Origin of the sequence: Candidatus Symbiopectobacterium sp. (assembly GCF_020054415.1) — a bacterium.
GTDB lineage: Bacteria > Pseudomonadota > Gammaproteobacteria > Enterobacterales > Enterobacteriaceae > Symbiopectobacterium.
Genome location: NZ_JAHWCO010000102.1, coordinates 1 through 11,602 on the forward strand (window position 1 = coordinate 1; position 11,602 = coordinate 11,602).

At 53.5% G+C, this 11,602-nt stretch carries 12 protein-coding genes and 2 pseudogenes; 5 read left to right on the forward strand and 9 right to left on the reverse strand.

The genetic code is table 11. The features are described from left to right. Positions 1–123 (forward strand): annotated as a pseudogene (locus QZ506_RS03075) (IS256 family transposase); the annotation flags it as partial. A gap of 172 nt (positions 124–295) precedes the next feature. Here the strand turns inward: QZ506_RS03075 and QZ506_RS03080 are convergent. Then, positions 296–910: a LysE family translocator gene (locus QZ506_RS03080; protein ID WP_291968981.1), complete on the reverse strand. Its 615-nt coding sequence runs from the start codon at positions 908–910 to the stop codon at positions 296–298. Positions 911–1,125: 215 nt separating this feature from the next. Here QZ506_RS03080 and QZ506_RS03085 point away from each other — a divergent pair, with 215 nt between their 5' ends. From QZ506_RS03085 to folA, 3 genes are all read left to right on the forward strand, one after another. After that, the gene (locus QZ506_RS03085) at positions 1,126–1,902 is read left to right on the forward strand and encodes a threonine/serine exporter ThrE family protein (RefSeq protein ID WP_291968983.1); all 777 of its coding nucleotides are present in this window, start codon (positions 1,126–1,128) and stop codon (positions 1,900–1,902) included. After that, a complete protein-coding gene (locus QZ506_RS03090; RefSeq protein WP_291968986.1) occupies positions 1,893–2,363 on the forward strand; it encodes a threonine/serine exporter in 471 nt (156 codons plus the stop codon). The genes QZ506_RS03085 and QZ506_RS03090 overlap by 10 nt, the downstream gene beginning before the upstream one ends. A 108-nt stretch (positions 2,364–2,471) precedes the next feature. Then, a complete protein-coding gene (gene folA / locus QZ506_RS03095) occupies positions 2,472–2,951 on the forward strand; it encodes a type 3 dihydrofolate reductase (protein WP_291969002.1) in 480 nt (159 codons plus the stop codon). 45 nt (positions 2,952–2,996) lie between these two features. On the opposite strand, the gene apaH is transcribed toward folA, so the two are convergent. The 6 genes from apaH to lptD all read right to left on the reverse strand — a co-directional run bounded on the left by apaH (position 2,997) and on the right by lptD (position 9,814). Beyond that, a complete protein-coding gene (apaH, locus tag QZ506_RS03100) occupies positions 2,997–3,854 on the reverse strand; it encodes a bis(5'-nucleosyl)-tetraphosphatase (symmetrical) ApaH (RefSeq protein WP_291968988.1) in 858 nt (285 codons plus the stop codon). Between the two features lie 2 nt (positions 3,855–3,856). Next, positions 3,857–4,234 carry a Co2+/Mg2+ efflux protein ApaG gene (gene apaG / locus QZ506_RS03105; RefSeq protein ID WP_291968990.1) on the reverse strand — a complete coding sequence of 126 codons (378 nt, stop codon included), beginning with the start codon at positions 4,232–4,234 and terminating at the stop codon, positions 3,857–3,859. Between the two features lie 14 nt (positions 4,235–4,248). Further along, positions 4,249–5,067, reverse strand: a complete 819-nt coding sequence (gene rsmA, locus QZ506_RS03110) for a 16S rRNA (adenine(1518)-N(6)/adenine(1519)-N(6))-dimethyltransferase RsmA (protein WP_291968992.1) — start codon at positions 5,065–5,067, stop codon at positions 4,249–4,251. Then, entirely contained in the window at positions 5,067–6,068 is a 1,002-nt protein-coding gene (gene pdxA, locus QZ506_RS03115) for a 4-hydroxythreonine-4-phosphate dehydrogenase PdxA (protein ID WP_291968995.1), read from the reverse strand. The genes rsmA and pdxA overlap by 1 nt, the downstream gene beginning before the upstream one ends. Further along, positions 6,065–7,378, reverse strand: a complete 1,314-nt coding sequence (gene surA, locus QZ506_RS03120) for a peptidylprolyl isomerase SurA (protein WP_291968997.1) — start codon at positions 7,376–7,378, stop codon at positions 6,065–6,067. The genes pdxA and surA overlap by 4 nt, the downstream gene beginning before the upstream one ends. Before the next feature lie 78 nt (positions 7,379–7,456). Next, complete coding sequence (lptD, locus tag QZ506_RS03125; RefSeq protein WP_291968999.1) at positions 7,457–9,814, reverse strand: LPS assembly protein LptD; 2,358 nt, start codon at positions 9,812–9,814, stop codon at positions 7,457–7,459. Positions 9,815–9,999: 185 nt separating this feature from the next. On the opposite strand from lptD, the gene djlA reads away from it, so the two are divergent. Further along, the gene (gene djlA, locus QZ506_RS03130) at positions 10,000–10,905 is read left to right on the forward strand and encodes a co-chaperone DjlA (RefSeq protein ID WP_291969001.1); all 906 of its coding nucleotides are present in this window, start codon (positions 10,000–10,002) and stop codon (positions 10,903–10,905) included. Positions 10,906–10,951: 46 nt separating this feature from the next. On the opposite strand, the pseudogene QZ506_RS03135 reads toward djlA, so the two are convergent. Beyond that, positions 10,952–11,458, reverse strand: a pseudogene (locus QZ506_RS03135) (pseudouridine synthase). A 30-nt stretch (positions 11,459–11,488) separates the two neighbouring features. Continuing rightward, on the reverse strand, positions 11,489–11,602 hold a 114-nt coding region (locus tag QZ506_RS03140), incomplete at its 5' end, for an IS1 family transposase (RefSeq protein ID WP_291969005.1).

Here is an 11,602-nt window from a genome sequence, read left to right on the forward strand (position 1 = left end):
AAGGTCGTATGGCTGGCAATCCAGGCTGCATCACAGAAATGGACGATGCCCTTACAGGACTGGCGTATGGCAATGAGTCGCTTTATTATCGAGTTCGGTGACCGCCTTGACGGTCACTTCTGAGGAAAGGCATTTACACAAAATCTTAAACAGGATCCTTGCAGATGAAACGCGTTTCTTCGGACAGAGATCCCTGGCTTTCGCAGAGGATGACAAGGGCGAAAAATGGCTTTGTCAGCAGTCTGACCAGCGCTTATGCGCTGGTTTTTTACTGTCTGAACGATGAGGAAATGTGTTACCCCGATGCCACCTTGATGCCGAGTGCAATCAACACTGTACCCAGTAGCTTATCCACCAGCTTTTGTGCTTTTTCCAATGCAAGACGTACCGGGCCGCTTTGGAACAGCAGCACTAGCAGGGGCCACCATACCGCAGCCAGTCCCCAGATAATAAAGGCATACCACAATTTTTCTCCCACGCTGGAGTGGGTGCTCAGTACCTGAGTGAACATGGCAAGAAAGAACAGCGTGGCTTTCGGGTTAAGCAGATTGCACAGGTAACCTTGCAGGAAAGCCTTTTTCAAGCTGACGTCTTGGTGCGGTAGCGAAGCGACATTCAGCTTGCTGCCGCCTCGAGAAAGTAATGCCTGAATACCGATCACGATCAAGTAAAGCGCCCCAGCATATTTTAAAATGTTAAACAGCCATGGTGTGGTGGTGATCACCACCGCTAACCCGGCGACGCAATAGGCCATATGCGTTGCGACACCGGTGATGACGCCCAAGGCGGTCATCATGGCAGGCAGACGCGCATAGCGGGCAGCGTTTTTGATCACCAGAAAGAAGTCGGGGCCAGGCGAGAGCATACCCAGCGTCGCGATGGTGGCGACAAACAGTGAAGTTTCAAGCATCAACAGCGTCCAAGTGGGTGACGAAGCGGAAAAACGGTGCGCGGTCTATCTTAACGCGGTAACGAGTGTGATGCACTCATAAGATTTTATTCTTGTCAGCAATATTAGCAATCAGAGCGCGTTGTGTTAACAAGTATACTTGCTTTATTTATGGTTATATCCGTCATCATTTCGAATTATTTGCGTGTCTTAATTTTATCAGTCAGGGTCTTCGTATGGTCAGCGAAACACCACAGCAGCGGGAAATCACCCGGCTGTGTATCCAATGCGCACTGATGCTGTTGCAGCACGGTGCGGAGAGCACGGTAGTTGAGCAACTCTCTTCGCGCCTCGGGCTGGCGCTCGGGGTGGATAGTGTAGAAAGCTCCATTTCTGCCAACGCCATCGTCCTTACCACCATCATGAATGGACACTGCCTGACCTCGACGCGCAAGAACGTCGATCGCGGCATCAATATGCATGTGGTGACCGAAGTGCAGCATGTCGTGATCATGGCCGAGCACAAACTGCTGGATGTGGCTGGCGTAGAAAAACGCCTGACAGGCATCAAGCCGCTGCGCTATCCGCGCTGGCTGGTGGTAACCATGGTAGCGCTTTCGTGCGGCTGCTTCAGTAAGCTTAATGGCGGCGGTTGGGATGCCTTTGTGGTCACCATGCTTGCCAGCGGTGTAGTAATGTATGTGCGTCAGGTATTGACATCGCGCCATCTCAATCCCCTGATCAACTTCTGTATTACCGCCTTTGTCGCCACGTCGGTATCCGGGCTGTTGCTGCGCGTTCCTACATTTCATCAAACCTCGACGGTGGCGATGGCAGCCAGTGTACTGCTGCTGGTGCCCGGTTTTCCGCTGATTAATGCGGTAGCGGATATGTTTAAAGGGCATGTGAATACCGGACTGGCGCGCTGGGCGGTTGCCAGCCTATTGACGTTGGCAACCTGTATTGGCGTCGTGGCTGCAATGGCAATGTGGGGGTTACGCACATGGGCTTAACGCTACTGTGGGGGCTCTTGCAGGATATTTTGCTGGCGTCAGTGCCTGCGCTGGGTTTTGCTATGGTGTTCAATGTACCGGTCAAGGCGTTGCCTTATTGCGCACTGCTGGGGGGCGTGGGGCACGGCGTGCGTTTCCTGTGCGTGCAGATGGGCATGCCCATCGAATGGGGATCGTTTCTGGCGGCTATATTGATCGGTGTGATCGGGATTCGCTGGTCGCGCTGGCTGTTGGCGCACCCGAAAGTGTTTACCGTGGCGGCGGTGATTCCGATGTTCCCCGGTATTTCAGCGTATACTGCGATGATCTCGTTGGTGGAGCTTTCCCATCAGGGCTACAGCGAAGCGTTGATGCGCGTTCTGATCACGCATTTCCTCAAGGCCTCTTTTATTGTTGGTGCGCTGTCAATAGGGCTGTCTCTGCCGGGGATTTGGTTGTATCGCAAACGTCCTGGCGTGTAGCGGTATTAAGATTTTACTTATTTTGTCCATCAGAAAATCGCCGTATCGACGTACCCATAACCTTTCCGTATAGTGTCTGCAATTTTTGAGCTATAGGGCTTTACCATGGTGATTAGTTTGATTGCAGCACTGGCGGTGGATCGTGTTATCGGCATGGAAAACGCCATGCCGTGGCATTTACCGGCGGATCTGGCGTGGTTTAAGCGCCAGACGTTAAATAAGCCCATTATTATGGGACGTAACACGTTTCGCTCTATCGGCCAGCCATTGCAGGGGAGAAAAAATATTGTTGTCAGCAGCCGCGCTGGTGACGATGAGCGTGTGACCTGGGTGTCGACCTTAGAGGCGGTGCTAGAGGCTGCTTCAGGCGCGGAAGAGGTGATGGTCATCGGTGGTGGCAGTATTTATCAGCAAATGCTGCCCCAAGCTTCCCGTCTGTATCTGACGCATATTGATGCCGAAGTGGAGGGGGATACCCATTTCCCGGAGTACGAGCCGGATGCGTGGTCATCGGTGTTCAGCGAGTTTCATGATCCGGATGAAAAGAATTTGCACAGTTATTGCTTTGAGATTCTCGAACGGCGTTAACCGCATAGATGTACGCGCGGCACAATCAGGCCGCGCGTGTTTTACTTATTCTGCGCCGACGGCTGCCATGCCTTGCGCCAATGACGGCTGAGTAAAGACCTGCTTATCCTCCCAGCGCAACATCGTCAGTTCGCCTCCCCAGCAGCACCCCGTATCCAACGCATAAATGTTATCTGGCGTCCCTTTTCCCTCCAGAGAGGCCCAGTGGCCGAATGCGATGGCATAGCCCGGCGTTTCGGCATTCCCTTCTACGACAGGGCTCGGCAAGTAAAACCACGGCTTGAGCAGCGAAGGCGCCTGCGAAGGGGCTTCTTTGCATATCATGTCTAGCTGCCCGCCGGAGAAGCAGTAACGCATGCGGGTAAATACGTTGGTGCTAAAGCGCAGACGCGGTAAACCACTCAGCTCCGGGCTCCAGTGATTGGGCATATCACCGTACATGGCGTCCAGGAACAGCGGATAGCTGTCACTGCTGAGTATGGCTTCCACTTCACGTGCGCACAGTTGCGCAGTCTCCAGATCCCACTGCGGCGTTACACCGGCATGGGCCATCACCAGTTTAAGGTCGTTGTCGACCAGCATCACCGGTTGGCGGCGCAGCCAGTTGATCAGGTTATCAACATCCCGTGCATTCAGCAGATCGTTAAGACGATCTTTCGGCTTATTCCTGCTGATACCTGCATAAACTGCCAGCAAATGAAGATCGTGGTTGCCCAGCACCATCTGTGCGGCGGGGCCTAACGAACGCACATAACGCAACACCTCCAATGAGGCAGAACCGCGTACCACCAGATCGCCGGTAAACCACAGCCTGTCGTGCGCCGGATTGAAAGAAACCTGTGCCAACAGCGCCATTAGCTCGTCAAAGCAGCCGTGCACATCGCCAATTAAGTAGGTAGACATCATCAATGTATCAGTGAGGGGATCGCTAAACGAAAAACAGAAATAGGAACCTGAAACGCATCGCCCTGATGATCGACCATGTGGTAATGGCCTTCCATCGTGCCCAGCGGCGTTTCCAGCACCGTACCGCTGGTGTACTGAAATTCGCTGCCAGGCTCGATCACTGGTTGTTCCCCGATCACGCCTTCACCCTGAACTTCAGTTTGACGCCCATCGGCGTTGGTGATCATCCAGTAGCGCCCAATAAGTTGGACAGGATTACGCCCCAGATTGCGGATTGTGATGGTGTAAGCAAAGACAAAGCGGCTCTCATCGGGCTCGGACTGCGCTTCAACATAAAAACTCTGGACCTGAACACAAACACGGGGCGTATTAATCATCGCGACACTTCCAGTTATTCCTGCGTTGGCGGATGCTCAGACAGCCAGTTGGCCAGCCGGCAGTATTGCTCTACAGAGACATTCTCCGCACGGGCAGCGGGATCAATTTCTAACGCGACAAGCTGCTCGACGCTGAACACATTACCCAGGCTGTTGCGCAATGTTTTGCGGCGCTGGTTAAAGGCGGCTGTAGTAATACGGCTCAGCACGCGGACATCAGCAACAGGATAAGGCTGTACGGCATGAGGAACAAGACGTACGACAGCAGAATCCACTTTGGGCGGTGGCGTAAAAGCGGTAGGTGGCACTTCAAGCACCGGGATCACATGGCAGTAGTATTGTGCCATCACGCTTAACCGGCCATAGGCTTTGCTGTTCGGGCCAGCGACAAGGCGGTTCACCACTTCCTTTTGCAACATAAAGTGCATATCTCGAATAGCGTGAGTATAGATAAACAGATGGAACATCAACGGCGTTGATATGTTGTAAGGTAAGTTGCCAAAAACGCGTAGCGGCTGGCCAATCTGTTGCGAAAGCTCGGCGAAATTCACCGTCATGGCATCTTGCTGAATAACGGTAAGCTTATCTTTGAGTTGCGGATGCACCGTTAATCGAGCAGCCAAGTCGCGGTCCAGTTCTACAACCATAAACCGGGTAAGGTGCTCGGCAACGGGCAGCGTTAATGCGCCGAGGCCGGGACCAATCTCCACCATGGCGTGATCGGCTTGGGGATGAATGGCGGAAACAATACTCTCGATCACGAACTGATCGTTTAAAAAGTTCTGCCCGAAACGCTTACGGGCAAAGTGGCCTTGATGGACGCGATTATTCATTACGGTGTTTCGTTATGGTGTTGAGTCATGTTGACGGCAAGCTGCAATGCCGTGATAAAGCTTCCCGGTTCTGCGTCACCCGTTCCCGCGAGGGAGAGCGCGGTGCCGTGATCGACAGAGGTGCGGATAAAAGGTAAGCCTAGCGTAATGTTAACCGCTCGGCCAAATCCCTGGTATTTCAATACCGGCAGCCCTTGATCGTGATACATCGCCAGTACGGCGTCTGCTTCTTTCAGGTATTTGGGTTGGAATAGCGTATCTGCGGGCAACGGGCCCACCAGATTCATCCCCTGCGCGCGCAGTTCATCCAGTGCAGGAATGATGATATTCAACTCCTCTCGTCCCATATGGCCGCCTTCGCCCGCATGGGGATTGAGTCCGCACACGTAAATGCACGGCCGGGCCAGCCCAAACTTCTGCTGTAGGTCGCGCTGCAAAATCGCAATCACCTCATGCAGACAGTCGCGGGTAATGGCACGGGAAACGTCAGCCAGCGGCAGGTGCGTGGTCGCCAGAGCCACGCGCAGTTCCCCGGTCGCCAGCATCATCACCACTTTTTCGCAGCTGCTGCGATCGGCAAAAAATTCGGTGTGTCCGCTAAAAGGCACACCGGCATCGTTGATGATGCCTTTATGCACGGGGCCGGTCACGAGCGCGGCAAATTCTCCACTCAGGCAACCATCACAGGCGCGCGCCAGCGTGTTGACTACGTACAGGCCGTTATCGACGTTAAGTTCACCGGGGGAAGCCTCTGCGGATAATGCAACTGGTAATATCGTCAGCGAACCTGCACGTTGCGCGCTTGCAGGAGCACCGGGTTGGTAGTCTCGCAGAGTTAGCGGCAGACTCAGCAGCGTTGCTCGACTGCGAAGCAACGCAGGGTCGGCGCACACCACAAGTTCTACCGGCCAGTCACGCTGGGCCAGTTGAATGATGAGATCCGGACCAATCCCTGCGGGTTCGCCGGGCGTGATGACGATACGAGACGTAGTTATGGTCATTGTGCTGAGCTGCTGTCGCTGTCGCTGCCGTTGACGATCTTCACATAAGCGGCTGCACGTTGTTCCTGCATCCAGGTTTGCGCCTCTTCAGAGAATTTACGGTTAAACAGCATGCGGTAAGCACGATCTTTCTGCGCTGCGTCGGTTTTGTCGACCTGACGTGTGTCTAACAGTTGAATCAAGTGCCAGCCGAAGGAGGAGTGGACCGGGGCGCTGATTTCCCCTTTGCGCAGTTTCATCAGCGCATCGCGGAATGACGGATCGTACATATCCGGCGCAGCCCATCCCAGATCGCCGCCCTGATTGGCTGAACCAGGATCTTGCGAAAGCTGTTTTGCCCGAGCCGCAAAATCGGTCGTTCCCTGTTTGATCTGCTGTGCTACTTCCTCCAGTTTTGCCTGTGCCTGACTGTCGTTCATCACGACAGACGGTTTCAACAGGATGTGGCGTGCATGCACTTCGGTAACGGAAACGGATTTATCGCCGCCACGAATATCGTTAACGCGCAAAATATGGAAACCCACGCCGGAACGAATCGGGCCGACTACCTGGCCTTTTTGGGCTTGCGTCAGGCGTTCAGCGAACAGGGATGGGATCTCCTGAAGTTTGCACCAGCCCATTTCGCCGCCTTTCAGCGCCTGTGAATCCGCCGAGCGTGCGATCGCCAGCTTGGCGAAGTCGGCTCCACCTTTCAGCTGTTGTACCAATGAGTTAGCCAGGTTTTCTGCATCGTCCAACTGCTGCTGAGACGGGTTTTCTCCCAGAGGGATCAGAATGTGGCTCAGGTTCAGTTCATCGTCTTCACCGGTCTGGTTAGCGATCTGCTTCGCCAGCGCGTCAATTTCCTGCGGCAGGACGGTGATGCGGCGACGCACTTCGTTATTACGGACTTCGGCAATGGTCATCTCTTTGCGAATCTGGTTGCTATAGGCGCTATAGGTCAGATTCTCATAAGCTAACTGACTTTTTAGCTGGTCGAGCGTCATGCGGTTTTGTGCCGCGATGTTGTTGATGACCTGATCAAACTGCGCATCACTAATTTGGATATTCATTTTTTTTGCCATTTGCAAAATGATGTTATCCATAATCAGACGATCGAGGATCTGGTGGCGCAACGTACTCTCATCCGGTAACTGTTGTCCCGCTTTCTGCGCATTCATCTTCACGGACTGTAAAAGCGTGCTGACATCACTTTCAAGCACGACGCTGTTGTCCACGACGGCGGCGACTTTATCAACAACCTGTGGCGTAGCAAAAGCTGCATTGGCGCTGAGGGCCAGCCCGAGGATAAGTGTTTTCCAGTTCTTCATACCTTTCCCGTTAGTTTCACCCGCAAGGCGGATTAAAAGTTGATGTGTTACCGTTCATTCCACGCGCGCATGACCGCATCAGAATGCGCGCTGATAAGGCAGAATACCTGAGCGCAGCATTTTTTGCGCACCCAGCGTTTCATTGCTGCTTAAACCCCGCAGCTCGATGTTGATCGAGAACTTGTTGTCATACTCACTGGACTGCCGATTGGTATTCCAGTCGGTAATTTTCCGCCCGTAGCCCATATTGACGGCCCAGCAGCAGGTGTTGTATTGAAGGCCGATACGCTGGTTGGCGGTTTGATTCGCTTTGGTGTCGTAGTAATACGCACCGACCACGGACCAACGGTCGGCAATCGGCCATGCTGCGGTGAACCCCACTTGCGAAATGCCTTGCTGATAGGCACGGCTTGCCAACAGATTCTGTACGGAGTTTTGAATATATTCCCTGCTGGCATAGCGGTAGTTCAACTGCACCAGTTTCTCGCTATCCTGGCGATATTCCAGCACCGCGTTGCCCTGAGAAATGCTCTCTAGGCGCGTGTCATATTGCAAACTGCCGCGTATGCCCCACAGATCGTTAATCTTCCAATAGCTGTCACCGGCCCACACCAGACTGCCGTTATCGTCGTTTTTATCCATTACCGCAGTGCTATCCCCGGTTCTGGGGCGATCGAAGTAATAGATTTGACCGACGGAAGCATTAAAACGTTCCACCAGATTTTGATCATAAACGCGGGTAGTCAAGCCGGTTGCAACCTGATTGGCCGACGCGATGCGATCCAGCCCGCTGTAACTGCGGTCGCGAAACAGGCCGGTGTAGTCGTTTTGCAGCAGCGTAGAGTCATAGGTGTAAATGCTGCTTTGATCGCGGTAAGGCACATACAGGTACTGTACGCGCGGTTCCAGCGTTTGGGTAAAGGCGTTGGACCAATCCATTTCGCGTTCAAATACCAGTTTGCCGTCAACTTTGTACTGCGGCAAAACGCGATTGACCGAATCCTTCAGCGCATCGCGCTTGATGTTGCTGATTTGCGCATTGGGATCGGCACGGAAGCGTTCCAGATTGGTTTGTTGATAATGGGTTGCCCTCAGCTTCGCTTCGGTGTTCAAGCTACCCCACCGGTTGGTCAATGGCAGACTGACCGTTGGTTCAGCATGAAAACGCGTCGCTTCGGGGCGGTTGTTGTTCATGTTGGTAAATTTTACCGCCTGCCCATAAAGATGCATATCGAACGGGCCGATATCCTCTCGGTAGTAGTTGAGGTCGAGTTGGGGCTCGGCGCGGTAAACATCATTATTGGTGTTAGCCGCCAGCAATTGGAACTGTTTATTGGATAACGTAGCGTCCCAATCCTGGTTAGCATAGCCGACGCTGAATTTTTGGTTCACGTAGCCGCTGGTCGTGGAGCCGTAAGAATAATCGAGGTCTTTGAAATAGTTGATTTCGCTGACCTTGGTGTAATCGCTGTTAAAGCGCCACACCTGATCCATGATACCGTCGTGCTGCCAGTGAAGAAGCCAGCGCGTATCTCTGTCGTCTTCATTGTCACGACGATAGGCTCTGTCATTCGGCAGCCAGTCCAACTGCACCGTACCGGTGCCTGGCGCGGCAAGATAACGGAATTCGTTTTGCAACTGTACGCCGCGCTTGGTCAGGACGTGCGGCGTAATGGTCGCATCCATGTTGGGTGCGATATTCCAGTAGTAGGGCGTGATCAGTTCAAAGCCGCTGCTGCCACTGTAGCGGGCGTTGGGAATCAAAAAGCCGGAGCGGCGTTTGTCACCCACGGGCAGTTGCAGGTAAGGGCTATAGAAGACCGGTACGTCGCCAATTTTGACGCGCGCATTCCAAATTTCAGCAAATTGCTCATCCCTGTCATGGATCACTTCCGAACCGACGACACTCCAGCTATCATCTCCCGGCAGGCAAGTAGTGAAGGAACCGTTTTCCAGAATGGTGTAGCGATTGTCACCGCGCATTTGCATTTTATCGGCATCGCCACGGCCCTGACGGTCAACCATTTGGTAATCGCCCTGAAACACGTCGGTATCTCGCGTATTCAGGTTAGACCAGGCTTTGGGGCCTTTCAGGATGACCAGGTTGTCATCATAATTGACATTGCCAGTGGCGGTGATGGTGCGTACCGGGGCGCCAGTACCGCTCTGGCGCAGTTCCACCTGATCGGCCTGCAAGAGACTGTTGCCTTGCTCAACGTTGACGTTACCCAGGAAACGGGAGTTATCCGGATAGTTGGCTTCACTTTTGTCCGCCTGAATATGTACCGGGAGCGTATTGGTCTCGCCAGTGACCAGCTGCCGTGTAAACGTAGGAACGCCAAGCCGGCAATGAGCGGCAAGATCGGCCAACGCGTGTTGGCTGTAGAGCGCCGACCCAATCAAGGTGGCCAGCAGAGTTGGAAAACATTTTTTCATACGCGGTATCGGTGTTCCGTCATCAAGGGCATCATGCCGGCAAACGGTCAGAGACTATATCACTGGCTTACGTTGCGCCCGTGTAAATTCCCCACTGTTTCTCTGCTCTGCCGTTAGGTGCAACGCTAAATGACGGGTATGATAAAGCAATTTTTGGCCGACGGCATGAGGATTTGAGGAAGTATATGCGCTATTGGGGCAAGTTGCTGGGCTTGATACTGGGTATTATGTCCGGCGGCGGCGTGTGGGGTGTGATTACGGGCGTACTGATGGGCCATATGGTTGATAGAGCCAAGGCTGCGCGTCGCCGTGATTATTTTTCCGCACAGTCTACCCGACAGTCGCTATTTTTTCTCACCACGTTTCAGGCCATGGGGCACCTGACCAAATCCAAAGGGCGCGTCACTGAAGCGGATATTCAGGCTGCCACCTTGATGATGGACCGGTTTGAGCTGTTCGGTGAGGCGCGTCTGGCAGCGCAGCAGGCCTTTCGTGAAGGGAAATCAAATGCGTTCCCGGTACGCACCAAATTGCGTAAGCTGCGCGATGCCTGCTTGGGCTGCTTCTATATGATCAGAATGTTTCTCGATATCCAGCTTCAGGTCGCGTTTAACGACGGTGCGCTGCATCCGAACGAACGGCGGTTATTGTACGTGTTTGCGGATGAGTTGGGCGTGACGCGTGAACAGTTCGAATTTTTCATGCGCAATATGGAAGGGCAGCAGCGCCAGTCTCAGCAACAGGGTCAATCGAAGCAACACCAATCAAGGCAGAATGGCAAATCATACCAGCGTCGCAATCAATCTTATGGTGGGCAGTCGTATGGCGGCCAATCGCAGGGCGGGCAGCGTCAGCAGCCGCCTTATATGCGGGGGCCAACGCTTGAGAGTGCCTGCCACACGCTGTGCGTGCGCACCAGCGATGATGCGGCGACGGTAAAACGCGCTTATCGTAAACTAATGAACGAGCACCATCCTGATAAACTGGCGGGTAAGGGGCTCTCTCCGCGCATGATGGACATGGCAAAACGCAAGGCGCAAGACATTCAGGCCGCCTATGAGTTTTTGAAAAGCAGTCACGCCGCCAAGTAACCCCTCTCCAGTTTTCCCGCGTTTTTCTTGACGATTACCTTAAAAATCAGAAATCAGGCTCACAACGAAAGTGCATCGGCGTACCAAACGCGGGGTGCGTGATAGCCGGTTCCTGTGCGTACAGCAGCAGACGCGGTGCCAAGGCTTTGGCTTCAGGGTGGGCGTAAAAACCATCACCGAGGATCGGGTGCCCAAGTGCGAGCAGGTGTACGCGCAATTGGTGTGAGCGCACGGTAATTGGCATCAGATTCACGCGTGTGGTGCCATCGGTCTCGCACGTCAGTACCTGATACTGGGTTTGCGCCGGTTTTCCCTGTTCAAAACAGACCTTCTGTTTTGGGCGATTGGGCCAGTCGTAAATCAGGGGCAGATCGATCAATCCTTCATCGTACTCCAGCCACCCCCATACCCGTGCGATATAGGATTTTTTGGGCTATCGTTCGCGAAATTGGCGTTTCAATTCTCTCTCGGCCGCTTTGGTCAACGCGACGGCAATCACACCGCTGGTGGCCATATCGAGGCGATGTACGGGTCGTGTATTCAATGAGTTGATGTAGCATCAAACGTAGTACTCGCGTTCGATTTAAGTACCGATGATCCTATCGTGCATTTCGGATGATTTTGAATATCCGAGCGTCTTGCGATTGAGCCGTTGCAATCGGTTACGCAGTGTCAGATGTGCACGCTCAATACGCTG

Bases quoted from the DNA above. Each gene is read 5' to 3' on its own strand.
- QZ506_RS03080 (WP_291968981.1), bottom strand. From the start codon at position 910: ATGCTTGAAACTTCACTGTTTGTCGCCACCATCGCGACGCTGGGTATG.
- QZ506_RS03085 (WP_291968983.1), top strand. From the start codon at position 1,126: ATGGTCAGCGAAACACCACAGCAGCGGGAAATCACCCGGCTGTGTATC.
- QZ506_RS03090 (WP_291968986.1), top strand. From the start codon at position 1,893: ATGGGCTTAACGCTACTGTGGGGGCTCTTGCAGGATATTTTGCTGGCG.
- apaH (WP_291968988.1), bottom strand. From the start codon at position 3,854: ATGTCTACCTACTTAATTGGCGATGTGCACGGCTGCTTTGACGAGCTA.
- apaG (WP_291968990.1), bottom strand. From the start codon at position 4,234: ATGATTAATACGCCCCGTGTTTGTGTTCAGGTCCAGAGTTTTTATGTT.
- rsmA (WP_291968992.1), bottom strand. From the start codon at position 5,067: ATGAATAATCGCGTCCATCAAGGCCACTTTGCCCGTAAGCGTTTCGGG.
- pdxA (WP_291968995.1), bottom strand. From the start codon at position 6,068: ATGACCATAACTACGTCTCGTATCGTCATCACGCCCGGCGAACCCGCA.
- surA (WP_291968997.1), bottom strand. From the start codon at position 7,378: ATGAAGAACTGGAAAACACTTATCCTCGGGCTGGCCCTCAGCGCCAAT.
- lptD (WP_291968999.1), bottom strand. From the start codon at position 9,814: ATGAAAAAATGTTTTCCAACTCTGCTGGCCACCTTGATTGGGTCGGCG.
- djlA (WP_291969001.1), top strand. From the start codon at position 10,000: ATGCGCTATTGGGGCAAGTTGCTGGGCTTGATACTGGGTATTATGTCC.